Origin of the sequence: Pseudomonas palmensis (assembly GCF_049942755.1) — a bacterium.
Taxonomy (GTDB): Bacteria; Pseudomonadota; Gammaproteobacteria; order Pseudomonadales; family Pseudomonadaceae; genus Aquipseudomonas; species Aquipseudomonas palmensis.
Map to the genome: position 1 here is coordinate 2,237,858 of NZ_CP187958.1, position 19,102 is coordinate 2,256,959.

A 19,102-nucleotide genomic window follows, 5' to 3' on the forward strand; every position below is an offset into this window, starting at 1 on the left:
TAACCTGACCCCAGCAACGCCTTATCCACAGAAAAAATTTCATTGCCTGCTTGACCAAATGAAAGCTTTAGGTTTTGATTGGCGTCATTATCTTTCGAATCGAAACTTAACTTCCCATGTCGAAACGAAACACACCTCAACGCCGCCACAACATCCTGGCCTTGCTGCATGAGCAGGGCGAGGTGAGTGTGGATGCACTGGCCAAGCGTTTCGAAACCTCCGAAGTCACCATTCGCAAGGACCTCGCCGCGTTGGAGGCCAACGGCTTGCTGCTGCGCCGCTACGGTGGCGCGGTGACCCTGCCTCAGGAACTGTTCGCCGACCAGGGCCAGCCCGTCTCTCTCTACAAACAGGCCATCGCTCGTGCCGCCGTGGCGCGGATTCGCGAGCATGCGCGCATCATCATCGACAGCGGCAGCACCACGGCTTCGATGATCCCCGAACTGGGTCAGCAACCGGGGCTGGTGGTGATGACCAACTCGCTGAACGTGGCCCGTGCCTTGAGCGAACTGGAACACGAACCGGTACTGCTGATGACCGGCGGCACCTGGGACCCGCATTCCGAATCGTTCCAGGGCCAGGTTGCCGAGCAGGTACTACGCTCCTACGATTTCGACCAGCTGTTCATTGGTGCCGATGGCATCGACCTGGTGCGCGGCACCACCACCTTCAACGAATTGCTGGGCTTGAGCCGGGTGATGGCCGAGGTGGCCCGCGAAGTGATCGTGATGGTCGAGTCGGACAAGGTCGGGCGCAAGATTCCCAACCTGGAGCTGCCCTGGGCCAGCGTGAATACCCTGATTACCGACGAACGCCTGCCCCAGGAGGCACGCGATCAAATTCAAGCCCGCGGCATCAACCTCATCTGTGCCGCTATCAGCTAGGAGCAACATCTATGTGTGGAATCGTGGGCGCCGTCGCCGAACGCAACATCACCACCATCCTGATCGAAGGCCTCAAGCGCCTGGAATACCGCGGTTATGACAGTGCTGGCCTGGCTGTCTTCACCCAGCAGGGCCACCTTGAACGCCGTCGTCGCATCGGCAAGGTCAGCGAGCTGGAAGCGGCCGTTGCCGCCGAGCCGCTGGTCGGCAACCTGGGTATCGCCCACACCCGCTGGGCGACCCATGGCGCGCCAACCGAAGGCAATGCACACCCGCATTTCTCCGGCCACGACCTGGCGGTGGTGCACAACGGCATCATCGAGAACCACGATGTGCTGCGTGAACAGCTCAAGGGCCTGGGCTACGTATTCACCTCGCAGACCGACACCGAAGTGATCGTGCACCTGCTGCACCACACCCTCAAAAGCCTGCCGGACCTGGCCGACGCCCTCAAGGCGACCGTCAAGCAACTGCATGGCGCGTATGGCCTGGCGGTTATCAGCGCCAGCCAGCCAGACCGCCTGCTGGCCGCCCGCAGCGGCAGCCCGCTGGTGATCGGCTTGGGCCACGGCGAGAACTTCCTTGCCTCCGACCAGTTGGCCCTGCGCCAGGTCACCGACCGCTTCATGTACCTGGAGGAGGGCGATATCGCCGAGATTCGCCGCGACCAGATCACCATCTGGGCCGTCGATGGCCAGCCGGTGCAACGCGAGGCCGTGCAGTATCACGAAGGCGCGGAAGCGGCCGACAAGGGCCATTACCGCCACTTCATGCTCAAGGAAATCCACGAGCAGCCCACCGTGGTGCAGCGCACCCTGGAAGACCGCCTGGGTTCGGATCACGTGTTGGTGCAGGCTTTCGGCCCCAAGGCGGCCGAGCTGTTCCCCAAGGTGCGCAATGTACAGATCGTGGCCTGTGGCACCAGCTACCACGCGGGCATGGTTGCGCGTTACTGGCTCGAAGAGCTGGCCGGCATTCCGTGCCAGGTCGAAGTGGCCAGTGAATTCCGCTACCGCAAGGTGGTGGTGCAGCCCGACACCCTGTTCGTGTCGATTTCCCAGTCGGGCGAAACTGCCGACACCCTGGCGGCGCTGCGCAATGCCAAGGAGCTGGGATTCCTTGCCAGCCTGGCCATCTGCAACGTCGGCATCAGCTCGCTGGTGCGTGAATCGGACCTGACCCTGCTGACCCGTGCCGGCCCGGAAATCGGCGTGGCCTCGACCAAGGCGTTCACCACCCAGCTGGTGTCGCTGATGTTGCTGACCCTGTCGCTGGGACGCGTGCGTGGCACCTTGCCGGCTGGCGTCGAAGCCGAACTGGTCGAGCAACTGCGTCGTCTGCCGGTACGCCTGGGCGAAGCGCTGGCGATGGACGCCACCATCGAGAAGACGTCCGAGCTGTTCGCCGACAAGCATCACACCCTGTTCCTGGGCCGTGGCGCGCAGTTCCCGGTGGCGATGGAAGGGGCGCTCAAGCTCAAGGAAATCTCCTACATCCACGCTGAAGCCTACCCGGCTGGCGAGCTCAAGCACGGCCCGCTGGCGCTGGTGGATGCCGACATGCCGGTCGTTACCGTGGCACCGAACAACGAGCTGCTGGAGAAGCTCAAGTCCAACCTGCAGGAAGTGCGCGCCCGTGGCGGCGAGCTGATCGTGTTCGCCGACGAGAAGGCAGGCATGAGCAATGGCGAGGGCACCCATGTGATTGCCATGCCGCACATCATCGATGCGCTGGCACCGATCCTGTACACCATCCCGCTGCAATTGCTGTCGTACTACGTGGCCGTGCTCAAGGGCACCGACGTCGACCAGCCCCGCAACCTGGCCAAGTCGGTGACGGTGGAGTAAGGGGCCGGTCAGCCCCAGGCACTAGATTTAGGGAATTAAACCTGTCGCAAGGGAAATAAAGCTGTCGCGGGTAACCCTGTTCGTGACCAATCCGGGTTGGCGGGGTGCAGTGATGCACGCCGTTGTCCCGACTTGGAATTACGCCTCAGAATCTAATTGACAGGTGTGTCACGCTGTATAGGCTTGTAGTCGAGGACTGCAACTGCGCATCCGTTGGGACTGGGTACCAGCAAGGCCCCCCCGCAATTTCGGCAGCAGAGAATGCTGGTTTCTCTGAAGTAGTGACGACGGGCATAGCCGGTCGGATTCTGAACCCAAGGTCGCAAGGCTGGGAGTTAAAGGATCGCTGCGACTACTCCTCGAACCTTCCGAAAAGGCACCTTTGGGTGCCTTTTTTACACCTTATTTCTGGCAATGTTTGCTCAACCGCAACCTTTGAACGATGACGCGGGATCAGTCGCTGAGGGGCCAACCCATCCATGCTGTTGCGTATCCAACCTGATGAATCTTTGCGCTCATATGTTGACCGCAATTTGCTCGTGAATTTTATGGACTGGAGGGTAGACAGGTTACGATGGCTTTCTGAAGGGGAGATTACTCACCAAGCAGTTAAGGTGATCGCCTCAACGATGGGTTGGCAAGGATGCTATGGCTTCAACCGCTTGCTGCACGAACACACTCAATTGCCCCTGCAGTTTGTTATCAGGGATACCCGAGATGCCAGTTATTCTCGAACGGCGTATCTCAAACCCCGAATGGCGATTACTAATTCCGACTTGCACGCCTACTGCCCGGAATGCGTCAGGCAGGACGTGCAGGATTTGGGCTTTTCCTACTGGCGACGAAATTTCCCTGATCATGTGAGCGTGTGTGCCACACACAATGTGGTGCTGCTGTCCACTTGCCCATATTGCGATCAACCTTTCTCATCAAAAGGCCACAATCTCGATGTGATGTGGAGAAAGTGTTCTGGGCGACACCTCGGTAACGCAGAGAGCGTAATGAACTTGGATGAAGATGCTCTCAAACATGCTCGCTTCGTAGAAGCGCTATGCGCTTATGAATTCTCCATTTCAATCCATTCTGCAGTGGCCATTCTCTCCGATAAGTTGCGCAGCCTCAAGAAACTGACGAAGCGGATGAAATCTGAGCGGACAGCCATGATTGAGTATCTCGATCGGATTTCAAATAATTTGGAAGAAAAAAGATTTGAGAGTCCTGTTGTAAAGACGGAATTTTTCCCCGAAGAAATTTTGAAAATCGTGGTTTATGCCTATGAGACTTTCGATGAATTTGTTGTTGATTTGTACGAGTATGATAAAGATTTGATTCCTATTGAGTCTCTATGGCGAAATTATGGTAATGGTAGGTATGCGACCACTTGTCGGGAATAGCTGACTGAGCGTTGCTGCACTTGCATGTTAAGTCTTGGTCGATTGGGTAACAATTTCTAGTAGGTTTCGTGCTTCTGGGTAGCGATTCCTTTTTTCTAGGCACCGATGCAGTGTGGGCACCAACGCGAAAATATGACTAGCTCGAACAGGGAAATTCGTGGCCGAGTATTTCAGTCTTTGAATGCTCAATTCAATTGATTCGCATAGTTGCCTGTCGCGAGCACTCCAATCGATTTTTTGATTGTTGCCTACGCGACCACTTGGCATCCGCTTAGTTTGAGCCATCAACCAGTCATTATCGTTCCGGTATAGCCATTGATAGACCTTGGGGAGCATTGATCTCAGGCTTTTCGGACTGGCGTCTGGATTCATGCCGATGGCGCTAACCCACTCCGCACGGTGATTGTGTAGCAGTAGCTCCCTGCGCTGAGTTGTCCAAGCAGCCATCAGTAGAGGATCAGCACTTAGGATCCTGTTTATTGTAGAAACCGAAACGTCATATCGTTCCGCTATGGAATGTTTCTCCACTCCTTTGCCCAAGCAACCCAAGATTTGTTCCCGAAGCTCGGGTTTCAGCTTTTTAGGCTTCAGTTTTTTGAAGACTCTATCCCTGATTTCCTGACCTTTAAATCGGTGTGCTGCTTTATCGCCTACTGCTCGTCTTCCGTGGTCTGGAGACTGTACTGGGGTTTCCTGATCCCCTGGAGACTGAAATCTTTTTAACGCACATAAAAACGGCGCAAACTCGCCGAATATACAGGTGATCAAAATCAGATGTTTGAGCGGATGGGAGTAAACGCGCGGTGTACGGGTCAGACTCTGTATAAAAGTTTCAGCTCTCTTTGGAGTGGTCGGAAGCGAGGCCAGTGGAAGATACGGTTGCAGTTGTGAAGCGAACGAAGCTAGGTCTGCTTGGGCATCAAAGCATGCTTCTGTATTGACTGAGAGGCGACGAATAGCTTCGTTATAAGCAGCCGTGACATTTTCTGGACGAAATTGCTCAGAAATGCCTAGCTTGGCTAACTCAATCACTGAGTGTCCTAAACGCTTGAGGGTTTGTACCACTGTCGGGCATACGGGCTGCTCTGCAACGCTCGCTATTAGGTGCTCGGCAGGTAATACCCAGTGCGCAGAGTCCGACCACTGCCGGTTGGCCGAGCAAATCCTGATGAGAGTTCCGTGCTTAGGGCATAACGTGACGCCTGGATACTGATGGGACAGGTGCCAGTAGGCGACCCCATGATTGATACGGTCTTCCCTTAAACATTCGAGGCATGCTTTCAATGGGTGCTCTGCGCCAAAGCGACCGGTCACCAGACCCAGGCGATATTTTAAGGTGCCCAAAGAATTGTTTGAAACTGTATGAAAGACGTCGTCAATTCTTTCCTTGGATTGAAAAGGAAAAAACAACGGCAATATCGTATGTTCTGTAATGATGTTGAATGGGCTTCCCCATACTTCTTTGGCTTTTTGGGGCAAAGAGTTTAGTCTGCTAGGAAAGTCATGCTGCACACTACTTGATCCCTCACCAAATAGCCATGCAGTGGTGCTAGCCTTAGTAACGTGGCACATAAAACGATGCTGACGACAACAAATACTGAAAAAGGTCTCATCCGGTAGCCATCGAACGACAGGGACAGATGCATTTGCAGAATCAGCCATTTCCCTCACCAAACGCTTGTCGTTTTCAACATTTTATTTGATTGGGGCTAAACCCTTAAATTATCAGTTGAGATAAGGGGGTGAAGATATATATCCGATGGGTGTGAGGCGCACGGTTGATCTAGATAATGACCCAAGCTGGACAATTTTGAATCCAGTCGCGACCCAGAGAGGGATGACTTTTCAGTTGTCACCCTGTTAACCACGGCGGTAACATACCCTGCTAAGCGAAGCGCTTTAAAATGTGCACACAGATACGTGTACACCCAGCGAATCCATTGCAGATAGCTGCTAACTATGTCCTAGATTCTTAACACGTATGAATAATAAGGAAGTATTGAATGAAATCTGACTAGTTAATTAGCGCTAGAATTCAGATAGACAAAGGCCCAAGTGCGACCTTGGGCCTCTGTGGATAAGTCAGAATTTAGCGACCTGACCTTTCCATTGTCTATTCCGAACATGCGGGACGTCAAGTCCTGCAGGGCTTCGTTCATCCACAAGAAGGTGAGCGTTATCCACAACCCGCACTCTTGGGTACGCCCGGGAGGCAAGGGCTATAGGGGCATCCAGCAAATTATCCCCAGGCTGGATGACGATCCTAGGTCCGTAGACATTGGACTGTATTGATGACTTTGCAGGAGAGATTTGCCCTCATCAGGAGCCGACAAGCTCACTTCGCGTGGGGCGATATCTACACGCCTTCGATTTTAGCGGTTCCACGAGAAGCCCCTAAGGGCTCTCGTATCAGCAGAATGAATAGCCGGAAGCTCGGCCGTGCGATTCACTCGCTGTCCACCCCAGAAGCGGTGTTCGCACAGCTCGCGCTCTTCCATCCTCAGCTGCTCGATATTCACGAGCAGAAGATGCTGTGGCCATATCACGCCCCGCATCCATTGCACGGGCATCCACTCACCAAAGGACATTTTTCTCATCCTGTCACTGGGACGATGGAAATTGCCAAGCAAATTGGCTTCAAGCATCACCAGGTGGTGATTACCACTAAAGCTGGTAGCCGACAGAGAATGCCCTTTCCCTATCAGGGGGACCTTTTACTGTATTTGATGGGTTCAGATGGGAAACCCTACGCGGTCAATTGGACGGTGAAGGATCAAGCTCATGCCTTCAGCGAGAGGCGCTACTCAGCAGCCAAGACCCCTAATCAGCAAAAAAAGGACCGTGATCATGCTGAGCTACGCACAGCCCTAGAGCAACTGCATTACGCAAGCGGCGGTATCAGGACCGTGCAAATGTCTTTGGATCGTCTGGACCCGATCGTCATGGGCAATCTCGATCTGCTATTTCCGATGCATGGCTTGCCGCTGACCCACGACCCCGAGCTGCTCAGGGAGTTTAGCGCTGAGATTGAGGGCGCTGTGCATGCTGGGGCCTTGATCCACCCCATCATTTACCGGTATGCAGCCCGATGGGGTAAGCGTGACCAGTTTATTGCGAAGGTCTACCAAGACATCTGGGACCGAAAGCTGCCAGTAAATTTCTTCAAGCCGATTCTGATCGACCATCCTCTCGATACCGACGGTGGTAATCTGCTGGCAGCCTACGGCAAATTTTTCTTGGAGATTGAGCCGTGATCACGGGCGCTAGGTTATTTGCGCCTGAAGGTTATCGGAGCCTTGTCAAAGGCCACTATTACCATTTCCTGAACAGTGATGCGGTCCACAACCGGGTGCGCTTGGTGGAGTTCAGTGATCTAGCGAAAGACGTGCGCACCACCTTGATCACCCTCACAAGGTTCGAGTTCGAAGAAGCGCTCGAAGCGGGTGCGCTGCTGGCGTCAGGGGAGACGGACAAATTTCCGCCATGGCTGGAACCGATTAAGGGGATCGCAATTTCAGATCGTGAAACGAAGCGGGTTTCTGCTAAGGAAACCTACGACCAAAAGGTCAACCGCCGTTTTCTGGCTATCTCAGGCCTGATGGTTCGTCTCCAGGAGGTTCTAGCCAGTGACGATCCGGACGCTGTAATTAACGCTCATGCCAAAAGCCAGTCGCCTCAGCAAAATGCAGCTCGCTTGAGGTTGTGGTTCTACACTTACATTACTTTTGGACAAAACAAGTGGGCTCTCATGCCTCCCCTGCACCGCATCGGGAGGTGGGACAGGGAGGGGCCGGGGAAATTACGCAGGCTGGGCCGGCCATCACCCAATGGCAAAGAGTGGGGTTACCGGGCCGATAGCGCCATGAGGGAAAGAATCCTTTCTGCGTATCTTAGGTTCCGTTCCGCTGACAAAACATATAGTCAAGTTTACCGAAAAATCCTTACAGAGGAATTTGGTTGCGTTTCCGTTGAACGAAATGGAGTAGCATTTTTCATCAATCGTAAAGGGCACCCATTTCCAACTATTGACCAAGTGCGTTACTGCATCGAACAACAAGTTAGCGCTAAAGAGAAATCTATTGGCGTAAGAGGTAAACAAAAGACCCGCGACCAGAGCGGCAGTTTGGGCAGTTTCTCAGAACGCTTGACGAATCTAAATCAGCAGGTCGAGTTTGATGGTTACTACATAGTTGAAAAACTTTCGGGCCTGACAGAGGGTAGCCCCGTTGACGGATTTTGCGTCGTTCGTGCCGTGTGTGGATTGTCCGGAATGGTGGTTGGCATTGGATTTGCCGAAGGTAAAGAAACCAAAGAAGCTTATCGGATGTGTCTGTTTTCCATGGCTGTCGACAAAGTATGGTTTTGTGGGCTTTTCGGAGTAACCATCAAACCGGACTGGTGGCCCTGCGAAGGCTTGGCAGGTGGGCTGGTGTTTGATCGAGGTCCTGCAGCAGCCCTGGACACGGAGCCTGAGATCCACTGGCTAGGCACACTTGAAAATACGCCAGTTTTTTCTGGCCAGTCTAAAGCTACGGTTGAGTCATCGCACCCGCGAGCAAAATCCGACCTCGATCAACCCACCTATGTTCATAGCACACTGAATTTTGTCCAAATGGCCCGCAGGGAGATTCACCAAGTCCTGAAAGACAACCGGTCGTCTGACGCAAGTGGCCGCATGGAAACCGAAATGTATTGGTGCGGAATAAAGCCCACCCCGCTGGGTATCTGGAATTACTGGGACAGCCGCTTCCGTAATTCTGCAATCGGGATGCAGCAAGAGGTTGCCATAAAGAGCTTCCTGTCTGTGCACCCGGCCGTTGTACGTCAAGACGCAGTCTATCTGTACGGGCGCAAGTATAGGTCTGTTGATTTGATCAATACCGGGATATTTGATCGAGTTGCTAGGAGCAGCGTTATTGAAGTTGATGTATATGTACTGACTATGTGCGTTCGGCATATATGGATTGAGGTAGGAGGCACACTGTTCGAACTGGACTTTGTAACGACGCAAAGGACCGTTGACGGTGATCGGGACATATCATTACGTGATCTTCAGTCACTAGATGCCTTAAGGCGAAAATCTCAAACTTTGCTTCGTAATGAGATGCCGGCAATTCATCAATTTCACGATGATAGATTCAAAGAAGATACCGGTGAAGAGTGTAAAGGTGGCGTGAGAAGAATTGGTCGACCACCTAAATCGGCATCTGCGCAGCGAGATACAGATGACTATGATCGATTCCGAGGTAAAGCCAAATGAATGAGGCCATTGCGAGTTGGTTCGACGGCTGCCAAACGGCTGATCAGGTCCGCCAGATCATCACGCGTCGACCTGAGCCATTGGAAAGTCTGTACGAAATTGAACCTCGGTTGGCGGCAGAGGTGCTGTCTCAAGCATTGCGTGAATCGTTCATTCCCAACGCATTTACGATTGAGTTCATCCAGGAGATGGTGGGGCGCGCAGCGCTGCATGCGCGAGCATTGTTCTCTTCTGAGCGCGAGTACGCCCGAGGGCTCTATGAAGCACCTGCAGTCGATGCTGTGCCGGTGTGTTTTACAGGGCTTGCAGGGGTTGGGAAGAGCCAGACCATTGCTGCGCTGCGCAAGGTTCTGCCTGGCCCCGTTGATCTGTCCTGCGATCACTTCCAGGGTGAGCTACCGTTGCGGTCGCATTGGTATGCAAGCGCCCGAGGTACCACCAATGCTAAGGCCCTTCTTCGAGAGTTCGTTGAGTTGCCTCTGTCGCGACTGACCGTTGCTGAGCTGCTGAGTGAATGCCGGCGTAGGGCGAATCGTGATGGGGTATCGTTAGTCATCCTGGATGAAATGCAGTACATCCAAAAGGGGCTTGGTGCAGCGAAGGTTACCGATATCCTCTTGAACATGGCTGGTATCGGTCCGCCAATGGTCTACGTGTGCAATTACAGCTTGGGTCACAAGTTGTTTGAGAGAAACAATGAGGATCAGCAGCGCTTGCTGACGGACCCAAGAATCATGCTTCCCGATGAGCCTGGCAGTTCCGACTGGAAAGCTTTCATTGATGAATGTGTTCGCGTGGGCAATGGCGCGATTCGCGGTAATCAGGGTGAATTGGCAAGGGAAATTTACCGTTGCACCTTCGGTATCAAGCGCCTGGCGGTGGAGTTGTTGAAGCAGGCGTACATTGAGTGCCGCAGTGCAGGCCGTCATGCGGCCTCCCTTCAAGACATCGGCCATGCTTACCGCTCAGCGGCTTACACGTCCAGTGCCAAACAGGTCGAACACCTTCAAAAATTGGCTCTGGGTGGTCGGGTGTCCAAACAGCATCCAGACCTGCGGTGTCCGTTTGACCTGCCAGCCGCGTTCACGTCCAACGTAGTGAAATTTGCGCGAGCTGAACGGCAGGACCGAGTCACCCAGAAGGTTTTCGACTCATCGCTCACTGCGTCGGAACGATCTGTAAAAAAGCAACTTGATGCCTCAGCGAATGCTCTGCAGAAGCCGACTGCGCGCCCGCGGCGGACTCCGGTTGAGGAGCTCTCCGAGGAAGAGCAGGCCAAAGCTTTCTTTGCCTTGATGGAGGACGACAAGGACCCCAAACCCAAGTGATGGTGTGGCGAAGAATTCCGTTCGCGGGCCCTATGATTGCTGGCGTGTAAACCTATTTTTTTCACTGTTAACCAGAGTGGTTTACAGTGAAAAAAACAGGTTTACACGCCTGAGTTAGCGAGGGGCAGGTACACCAGGATAGAGCACCTGAGCTCGGATGCATCTCCGACGCCGCTGAAATGTGCTATCACGTGCCAGTACAAGCATGTCCAGATTCGCGTCATGCATTGGCGTTAGACAGTTAACTCCAGGTACAAAGATCTTATGAGCACACCAATTACGCTGTCTGTGGGTAGCCTCGATCTCACATACAACACTGGCTATATGGGCATGGATCACGGGATGCTCTATCAAGAGTCCGACCGCCAGTACCGTCGGCACGAGGGCATCGACTACGACTACGCTCATAGCCCTGAAAGTCTGGAGCAAATGGAGCTGTGTTTTTGCCGGACACTTGGTTCGATGGTGTCACGGTTGGAGCTGCTCGGATACACATTGGCGGCGGTGAGGTCGGAATACGAAAATCAGGTCGTGCTCGACAGAGACCAGTTCGAGGAATACCTGCCAGGTGAGCGTCGATCCGACCGTTTGACTTTCGATCAATTTATCGACTTCATCAAAGCGTACGCATTGCGAGACCTAAAAAGCGACTATGTCGCCAGCTACGATTCCGATCATGCACAGGGCCGGGGCCGCTTTGCGGCTGATCCAGCGGCATCTCTACTCCCGACGGGAGTGTTTGATCGAGACATCGGAGGCTACTCCGAGCGCAGCCATTTCGGCTCAATGTTAGGATTTCTGAGCCCATATGCAACTCTGCGAATCCTTGCCGAAAACCCCGCTAATCTAGGTGAAGATGTCGTCTGGGATTACGGCAATTTTGTGGATGCAGGATGGGCTAAAAATGAGGATTTCATTGGGAACGCACGTCGGACCCAGACCTATTTGATAGCGACTGAAGGCACTTCTGATACCCACATTCTGAAGCGGGGTCTGGCGCTGCTCCGCCCGGACATCGAGGATTTTTTTCGATTCATTGACATCGAGGAGCGTCACCCATTTTCCGGTACAGGTAATCTGTCCAAGTTCGCCGAGGGACTGGTCAAAATTGATGTTCACAATCGCGTGGTCTTCCTGTTCGATAACGACGCCGAAGGAGTGGATACCTATAAAAATCTACTCAAACGCTTTCAATTCCCAGTGAACATGAAAGCTATGGTTCTTCCTGACTTGGACGAGCTGCGCGAGTTTCCGGCGAAAGGCCCGTGTGGTGTTGCCAACGCTGACATCAACGGCTGCGCGGCCGCTATCGAGTGCTATCTCGATCTCAATCTTAAGGGGCGACCCCCAGCGCAGGTGACCTGGACGAATTACAAGGAGTCGTTAGGTATTTATCAGGGCGCCCTCGATTTCAAAGATAGCTACGCAAAGGCGTTTTATGAAACCACTCAGGAGGATGTTGAATCAGGTGTGTATGACGCGAGTAAGCTCCGATCCGTGATAGCGGCGCTTCTTGAGGAATGCACTGGTTTGGCTGCTGCGATGCTCTATTCGAAGTCCTAAACCTCAATAGCCTCTCGGCGAAGGCGCTTCCACCTAACGCGGACCGAGATGATTTCTGGCCCCTACCATCCGCTCGTCGCTACCTCTTGGAGATGGCCATCCATCCAATGCCCATGGGGTACAGCATGGCTAGAATGGTATAGTCTCTCATTTATTTGCAGAACAGCCGCAGGAAGCCGCTGGGAGATTTCACATGGCGATCTACACCGCAGGCTATGAAGGGTTGTCTATCGACGCCTTCATCGCTCGTCTTAAGCAAGCTCAGATCGACAAGGTTCTGGACGTTCGCGAGTACCCTCTGTCCAGAAAGCCTGGTTTCTCCAAGAAGGCTTTCGCCCAGTGCTTGGCGGATGCAGGAATTGCCTACGAGCATTCCCCTCCCTTGGGTTGCCCAAAACCGATTCGAAACCGCTATAAGGTCGATGGCGATTGGGGGGTCTATGCGCGCGACTTCAGGGCTTACATCCGTACCCGGATGGACCTTCTGGAGAACCTGACAGCTGATGCCTCAAGCCAGCGCATTTGTATGGTTTGCTACGAAGCTGACGCGAATTTTTGTCACCGCAGCCTTATCGCCGAGGCTGCGAGTGAATTGGATTCATCCCTGGATACGCGGCATCTGCCTCTCAAAATAGAGAAATTTGCTGATTTGCTTCGGGCGGTTGCTTAGGTGGATAGATGAGACTGATGATAAGCCACTGTTGCGGAAATCGATGAATCGTTCCCATTAGAAGCATAAGATCTTTTCCTGGTAACTCGACCTCCAGCTTCTGTCGAAACGGCGCTTCCCAGCCGTTAGGCCCATGAGCTCGGCGCATGTTTCTGTACAGCTGGCTTGCCTCCCAGTCTACGATCTTGTGCTTATAAATCTTTACCTCACCATCAAGTACTGACTCATAGCTGTAGTAGAAATCGAAGGGCACCTTCTCTAGGCGCTTGATGCTGGCTTTGACATCGTCCTGATCGAATAAACCGGGCTGGCGCTGCAGTCTCTCCAGTTTTTCAAGCTCCTCATCAGTCCAGCTTTCTGACGCGGCTTTACGGATCTCTAATCCAATAATTCGCTCAGGCTTGATCAAGCCGAGCGTGACATTGGAATTCTGTCGAGCCTGCTCCAGAGCCTCAAAACTGTCGTAGATGGGCAGCTTGCTAAGCATTTCCCTCCTTCGAATCCACGCTTTCGAGGTTGGAATAATGTCTTGGGGCTGAATCGTATCCACGCCAATCTTATGGCTTTCAGGTCGGTGATCGTTGGAGCTTTTTTCGATGGAGGCTTCGATCCACTGCCACTTTGAAAATCGTTGATCATCAGTGACCAGGCGGAACGGTACAGGGTAAAGACGGATCAGATTGCCTGCCTCGTCCATCCCCGCAACGCACGAAGTCTCTGTATAGGCAGCGCTGGGTGACGGGTATGTTTTGCATAGGATTAGTATGCGAGCTTTCCTTCTCATACAGGCACGTCCTTATTGTACTGCTGATACTGTAGCGACCAGAGCGTAAACTGGCCATATGATATCGCCCTGTCCCGACAAACCTCATCCATGTGCGGCTGCCACTGAGCGTCATCACCAAGAGCGAGCAATTCAGGCATAGCTGCTGCTAGGGATTGCCTAACCGGGCTGCACCGCAGAAAGATTGAACGCAGCTTCGGCACGAACTTGCCGTCCGATTGAAGCGGACGAGCTACGCACCGTTTGGGGTTGCGGCCCCTTTCGATGTTCGTCGATGGGATCTAGCTCAGTCGCAAGGGGCTTCCGGCGTACTGAACACTCCAACAAAATGGCATTTGCAAAGCTGCTTGAGCAAATCACCGCTTGCATGGCTGCTGGAGTATGATGGGGACTGGTAGCTCTGGCAGGAGAGCCCAATGACTGAATCAGCGCGCACCACGGTAAAGTGCCTGGATCCCGGCGACGGCTCCGGCGATGTGATTGTGGAATTACCTGACGACATTCTGCGCGAGCTCGGGGTCACGACGGGCGACAGACTCTCCATAGAGCTCATCAACGGCGATATCGTACTCAAGCCAGTCCGCGAGCGCCGCGAATCTGATTAGCTACGCGTTGCAGGCCCTCTGTGTCGTCGTGTTGAGCTGATGAAGCTTTCTAGCGGGGATACATGGGACGGCAGTCAGCCTACTGCCGTCCTTCTGGTCGGTGCGTTATTTGGCTGGATAGTTGGCGACTACTAGGTCCGCGCCGCTTTTGGTTAACCCAATGACTTGGTAGGCATGGCTTACGCCATCAACCTCCATGCCTGGGGATCCAGCTGGCATTCCTGGCACGGCGATCCCGACCAGATCGTTCCGCTCCTTGAGTTCTCGAATCTGCTCAGCTGGCACGTGACCTTCAACAAACTTTCCATCAATCACGGCTGTGTGGCAGGACGCTAACCGTGGCGCTACGCCCAGCTTCTGTTTCACTGCGCTCATGTCCGTCTCAATATGGTCGGTCACTTTGAAACTATTGGCTTCCAAGTGCGCGATCCATTTCTTGCAGCAACCGCAGTTCGCGTCTCGGTGAACGTCGATGGACAAAGGCTCGGCAGCGTAGGCCGCTGAGGTCACCAGCAGCCCAGCGATAGCGGCTAGACGAACGAGTATCCGGTTAGTTGGCATGAGTGTGCTCCTTACCGTCTTTGTGAACATGCGTCTTTGTCGACGATTTCGGGTGGGCGTCCGAATGGGCTTCGGCCGCATTGTGGTCACCGTGATGATCTGCCGCTTGGGTGGCGCCTGCGGGTGGAGCTCCATGGTCGTGAGCTGCCTGGGCATGATCGTTGTCTGCCGCTTCGTCGTGATCGCCATGCTCGGCATGCCCGCTCCCGCCGTGCTGGCCCTCATGGTTATGCATATCGCTTTCGCCGCCGCCGTGCTGATGGCCACCGCTCGTGGCCACCAAAGCCTTGTACTGCTCGGGATTCATTTCGGGAAGTTGATCCAGGAACGCGACTATTCCCCAGATGTACTCATCACCCATGCTCTTGCCCCAAGCGGGCATGCCGGTGGCTTTGATGCCGTGCTTGATCGTCCAGAATGCGGCAGCCGGTTCGCCTCCGACACCCACCTTGGTGAGGTCAGGTGGCGACGGGTATAGCGCTTGGCTAAGTTCTGTCTTTCCAACGCCAGGGGCGAGGTGGCACCCAATGCACATGGCGTTGTAGTTGCCTGCGCCTGCCTTGATCAACGCAGCGTTCTTCAGGTCAGGCACTTCAATGTCTCGCGCTCGAACCTCAATCGACCGGTCGCGAGCCATGGCGAGAAACGAATGGACAGCCGGGAAGTGAGGATCATCGGCGCCGACATTCACCAAGCCGAAATACGCGGTGCCCAATACCGCAGCACTTCCGACAGCACCGGCCACAAGCAGCGTTGTAATTGTTCTTTTCATGTTGGAATTCTCAGAACCACATCCTGATACCGGCAACGAAGCGTGCCTCATCAACATCTCCACCCTCGTCTCGGATGAAGTCAGCGGTGTTGCCGTAGGAGCGGCTCCAGGTAACGCCTATGTACGGGGCAAACTGGCGGACGATTTCATACCGTAGACGCAGCCCGACTTCGGTATTGGCCAGACCCGATCCAACACCGCGCTCAGGATCGTTCTTGCCATAGAAGTTCGCCTCGGCCGTGGGCTGCAAAATCAAGCGATTGGTCAGCAGGATGTCGTATTCGCCTTCAAGACGCGCAGCAGTCTGGCCGTTCTCGCCGATGAACGCCGTAGCTTCGGCCTCGAAGTCATACAAGGCCATGCCCTGAATACCAAAGGCTGCCCAGGTCTGCGGTGATTCCGGTTTGAAATCCTGACGGACTCCGGCGACCACGTCCCACCAAGGACTGACCGAGCGCCCGTATAGCAGTTGCAGCTCAGCGTCTTCGGTTACCCCATTGGTGCGCTCGCCTTCCGAGCGAACCCAGAGTCGATTGATGTCGCCGCCTACCCAGCCTGATGCGTCCCAGGCCAGGGTGCTGCCCTCATCGGCGTCTTGGTATTCGAGCTGGTCCAACAGGAAGAAGCTGTTGATTCCGCTGTCGTGCACCTGGTGGCCACCCAAAGGCGGAAAGGCTGCCTCGCGGTCGGCATCAGTGAGCACTGGAATCGGCGTGCGACTCGTTGTGGTCGGAGAAATCGCTGAACCATGATTCATCTGGGAATGGTCCATGCCCTTCATCGAACCGTGATCCATGCCCTTCATGTTTCCATGGCCCATTTTGCTGTGGTCCATCTTGCTATGGTCCACCGGGCTGGATTTGCTCTGGCTTTGAGCATGCTCCATCTGGCTGTGATCAACAGGGGCAGGCTGTTTCTGCTGTTTGCTCACCCCCATCTTGCTGTGATCCATCGCCGGCATCGATTCGGACGGAACAGCATCCATTTGCATGGAACCGTGCCCCATTTTCGAATGATCCATGCCCGAGTGATCCATTTCTTCAGCGGCGAAGCTGGGCGTTACGCCCAGCATGCCGATTGAAACAGTCAGGGCCAGCAGCGAAGGCCGCCCAAGGCTATTGACCATCTTTCCCTGCCTTAGCTTTGTCGCTGCCATGCGATTCCATCATTTTGTCGTGGTCCATGCCTTCCATCGAGCCATGGTCCATCCCCTTCATCGAGCCGTGGTCCATACTTTCCATGGACCCATGGTCCATGCCTTCATGGTTCATCCCCTGACCCTGCTTGTCCTGCGAACCTTTGGCTTTACCGGCCTCGGTAGATTTCTGGGAATGCTGATCATGGTTGTCGCTGGACCACGACGACGGGGCATAAACAGCCAACATGCCGACCATCGCAGCAGAGAGGAAAAAGGCGCTTCGTTTCATTGGTTTGCTCATCTCAAATCTCCAGCTCATTCGTCCACACGGACTTCTCGGAACATGCCCATTTCCATGTGGAACAGTAGGTGACAGTGATAGGCCCAACGTCCCAAGGCATCTGCGGTGACGCGATAGCTTCGTTTTGAGCCAGGTGGCATGTCGATGGTGTGCTTGCGAACCATGAAGTTGCCGTTCTCGTCCTCCAGATCACTCCACATACCGTGGAGATGGATGGGGTGAGTCATCATGGTGTCGTTGACCAAGGTGATGCGAAGACGCTCGCCATATTTCAACCGCAGCGGTTCAGCATCAGAGAATTTGATACCGTCGAACGACCACGCGAACTTCTCCATGTGGCCGGTAAGGTGCAGTTCGATTGTGCGTCCAGGCTCTCGACCATCGGGATCGATGAAGGTGCTCCGCAAATCGGCGTAGGTCAGCACTCGGCGCCCGTTGTTGCGCAGGCCAATTCCCGGATCGTTCAGCTTCGGGGTCGGCGACATGGTCTGCATATCGACCAACGGGTTGTTTGTCTCGGAAGCCGGATGGCTCTGCATTGCACCGCTCATGCCGGCCATGCCCTCATGACTCATCCCAGCCATCGTGCTGTGATCCATGCCGGCCATGTTGCTATGGTCCATTCCAGCCATCTTGCTGTGGTCCATGCCGGCCATGCTGCTATGGTCCATTCCAGCCATCTTGCTGTGGTCCATGCCGGCCATGCTGCCATGGTCCATCCCAGCCATCTTGCTGTGATCCATCCCGGCCATGTTCCCCTGGTCCATGCCAGCCATGCCGCCGTGATCCATTCCGCCCATGCTGCCGTGGTCCATGCCCATATCGCTCATGGCGATGATCGGGCGTGGATCTACCTCCGGCACGGGCGCTTGCAAGCCTTCACGAACTGCCAGGGTGCCTCGGGAGTACCCGGTACGGTCCATGGATTGCGCGAAGATTGTATAGGCCTGCTCGTTTTCAGGTTCGACGATGACATCGTAGGTTTCGGCAACGGCGATCCGGAACTCATCGACCGATACGGGTTTGACGTACTGGCCGTCGGCAGCCACAACCGTCATCTTGAGCCCAGGAATCCGGACATCGAAATAGGTCATGGCCGAGCCGTTGATAAAGCGCAGGCGGATCTTCTCGCCGGGCTTGAAGATACCCGTCCAGTTGCCGTTCGGAGCCTGGCCGTTCATGAGGTAGGTGTAGGTATACCCGCTCACGTCAGCGAGGTCGGTGGGGCTCATCTTCATTTCAGCCCACATCTTCCGATCCGCTACAGCGGCCGACCAGCCTTTCTCGCTCACATCGTCAACGAAGTCGCTAACAGTGCGCTTGTGGAAGTTGTAGTAGTCAGATTGCTTCTTGAGTTTGGAGAGCACCCGCGCCGGGTCTTCATCCGTCCAATCGCTGAGCATGACGACGTAATCACGGTCGTACACAAACGGCTCCGGATCCTTGGCATCGATCACCAACGCCCCATAGACCCCGGACTGTTCCTGGAAGCCTGAGTGGCTGTGATACCAGTAGGTGCCGTTCTGGTGGACCTTGAACTTGTATTCGTACATGCCATCGGGAGCGATGCCGTGGAAGCTCAAGCCCGGCACACCGTCCATGTTGGCGGGCAGGATGATGCCGTGCCAGTGAATGGAGGTGTCTTGTTTCAGCCGGTTGCGTACGCGCAGTGTCACGGTGTCGCCTTCGCGCCATCGCAGGATCGGCCCTGGCACCGAACCGTTGATGGCCATGGCCGTGCGAGCTGCACCCGTGATATTGACGGGGAGTTCGCCGATATACAGATCGAAGTCCGTGCCGCTCAGCACGTTCGGTTGGCCAGGGCTGGTCACGGCCCAGACCGGCGCGCGCCACATGCCGAGCCCACCCAGAAGTCCGGTAGCGGCCAGGCCTTTGACGAAAGATCGTCTCGTGGTTTTGCTTTGCATGCCGTTGCGTCCAGTCAGGTAGATCGCTGATATCCAGGCTGCTCGATGGGGCAGCCCTTGGGTTCAT

16 protein-coding genes are annotated in these 19,102 nt (G+C 54.6%); 9 read left to right on the forward strand and 7 right to left on the reverse strand.

Annotated elements, in window-relative coordinates; translation table 11 throughout:
- The first annotated feature begins 116 nt into the window (after positions 1-116).
- The 3 genes from ACPRTJ_RS10230 (at position 117) to ACPRTJ_RS10240 (ending at position 4,125) form a co-directional block, all read left to right on the forward strand.
- Positions 117-884, forward strand: coding sequence for a DeoR/GlpR family DNA-binding transcription regulator (locus ACPRTJ_RS10230; protein ID WP_213606640.1), 768 nt, complete (start codon positions 117-119; stop codon positions 882-884).
- Between the two features lie 11 nt (positions 885-895).
- The gene (gene glmS / locus ACPRTJ_RS10235) at positions 896-2,731 is read left to right on the forward strand and encodes a glutamine--fructose-6-phosphate transaminase (isomerizing) (RefSeq protein WP_043860659.1); all 1,836 of its coding nucleotides are present in this window, start codon (positions 896-898) and stop codon (positions 2,729-2,731) included.
- A gap of 479 nt (positions 2,732-3,210) precedes the next feature.
- On the forward strand, positions 3,211-4,125 hold the full coding sequence (locus ACPRTJ_RS10240; protein WP_110765414.1) for a TniQ family protein: 915 nt from the start codon (positions 3,211-3,213) through the stop codon (positions 4,123-4,125).
- Between the two features lie 27 nt (positions 4,126-4,152).
- On the opposite strand, the gene ACPRTJ_RS10245 is transcribed toward ACPRTJ_RS10240, so the two are convergent.
- Complete coding sequence (locus tag ACPRTJ_RS10245) at positions 4,153-5,787, reverse strand: TnsD family Tn7-like transposition protein (protein ID WP_082422064.1); 1,635 nt, start codon at positions 5,785-5,787, stop codon at positions 4,153-4,155.
- Between the two features lie 629 nt (positions 5,788-6,416).
- Here ACPRTJ_RS10245 and ACPRTJ_RS10250 point away from each other — a divergent pair.
- The 5 genes from ACPRTJ_RS10250 to ACPRTJ_RS10270 all read left to right on the forward strand — a co-directional run bounded on the left by ACPRTJ_RS10250 (position 6,417) and on the right by ACPRTJ_RS10270 (position 12,946).
- Positions 6,417-7,379, forward strand: a complete 963-nt coding sequence (locus ACPRTJ_RS10250) for a hypothetical protein (protein ID WP_426428768.1) — start codon at positions 6,417-6,419, stop codon at positions 7,377-7,379.
- The gene (locus tag ACPRTJ_RS10255) at positions 7,376-9,385 is read left to right on the forward strand and encodes a transposase (RefSeq protein WP_165961575.1); all 2,010 of its coding nucleotides are present in this window, start codon (positions 7,376-7,378) and stop codon (positions 9,383-9,385) included. The genes ACPRTJ_RS10250 and ACPRTJ_RS10255 overlap by 4 nt, the downstream gene beginning before the upstream one ends.
- Positions 9,382-10,713, forward strand: coding sequence for a hypothetical protein (locus ACPRTJ_RS10260; protein ID WP_060519786.1), 1,332 nt, complete (start codon positions 9,382-9,384; stop codon positions 10,711-10,713). The genes ACPRTJ_RS10255 and ACPRTJ_RS10260 overlap by 4 nt, the downstream gene beginning before the upstream one ends.
- 264 nt (positions 10,714-10,977) lie before the next feature.
- Positions 10,978-12,276 carry a HEPN/Toprim-associated domain-containing protein gene (locus ACPRTJ_RS10265; RefSeq protein ID WP_060519785.1) on the forward strand — a complete coding sequence of 433 codons (1,299 nt, stop codon included), beginning with the start codon at positions 10,978-10,980 and terminating at the stop codon, positions 12,274-12,276.
- Positions 12,277-12,469: 193 nt separating this feature from the next.
- Positions 12,470-12,946 carry a DUF488 family protein gene (locus tag ACPRTJ_RS10270; protein ID WP_060519784.1) on the forward strand — a complete coding sequence of 159 codons (477 nt, stop codon included), beginning with the start codon at positions 12,470-12,472 and terminating at the stop codon, positions 12,944-12,946.
- Here ACPRTJ_RS10270 and ACPRTJ_RS10275 read toward each other — a convergent pair.
- Positions 12,903-13,643, reverse strand: a complete 741-nt coding sequence (locus ACPRTJ_RS10275; protein ID WP_197864294.1) for a hypothetical protein — start codon at positions 13,641-13,643, stop codon at positions 12,903-12,905. The genes ACPRTJ_RS10270 and ACPRTJ_RS10275 overlap by 44 nt on opposite strands.
- Positions 13,644-14,146: 503 nt before the next feature.
- Between ACPRTJ_RS10275 and ACPRTJ_RS10280 the strand changes: the two genes are divergently transcribed.
- On the forward strand, positions 14,147-14,335 hold the full coding sequence (locus ACPRTJ_RS10280) for an AbrB/MazE/SpoVT family DNA-binding domain-containing protein (protein ID WP_060519780.1): 189 nt from the start codon (positions 14,147-14,149) through the stop codon (positions 14,333-14,335).
- Positions 14,336-14,440: 105 nt separating this feature from the next.
- Here the strand turns inward: ACPRTJ_RS10280 and ACPRTJ_RS10285 are convergent, their stop codons facing one another.
- From ACPRTJ_RS10285 to ACPRTJ_RS10305, 5 genes are read right to left on the reverse strand one after another with little or no spacing between them, the layout of a single operon-like run.
- Positions 14,441-14,896, reverse strand: coding sequence for a DUF411 domain-containing protein (locus tag ACPRTJ_RS10285; RefSeq protein WP_060519778.1), 456 nt, complete (start codon positions 14,894-14,896; stop codon positions 14,441-14,443).
- Positions 14,886-15,668: a c-type cytochrome gene (locus ACPRTJ_RS10290; protein ID WP_060519775.1), complete on the reverse strand. Its 783-nt coding sequence runs from the start codon at positions 15,666-15,668 to the stop codon at positions 14,886-14,888. Before ACPRTJ_RS10290 ends, ACPRTJ_RS10285 begins: the two co-directional genes overlap by 11 nt.
- Positions 15,669-15,678: 10 nt before the next feature.
- Entirely contained in the window at positions 15,679-16,794 is a 1,116-nt protein-coding gene (locus ACPRTJ_RS10295; protein ID WP_060519774.1) for a copper resistance protein B, read from the reverse strand.
- A complete protein-coding gene (locus tag ACPRTJ_RS10300) occupies positions 16,784-17,107 on the reverse strand; it encodes a hypothetical protein (RefSeq protein WP_019470286.1) in 324 nt (107 codons plus the stop codon). The genes ACPRTJ_RS10295 and ACPRTJ_RS10300 overlap by 11 nt, the downstream gene beginning before the upstream one ends.
- A gap of 14 nt (positions 17,108-17,121) precedes the next feature.
- Positions 17,122-19,035 carry a copper resistance system multicopper oxidase gene (locus tag ACPRTJ_RS10305; RefSeq protein WP_060519772.1) on the reverse strand — a complete coding sequence of 638 codons (1,914 nt, stop codon included), beginning with the start codon at positions 19,033-19,035 and terminating at the stop codon, positions 17,122-17,124.
- Positions 19,036-19,102 lie beyond the last annotated feature (67 nt).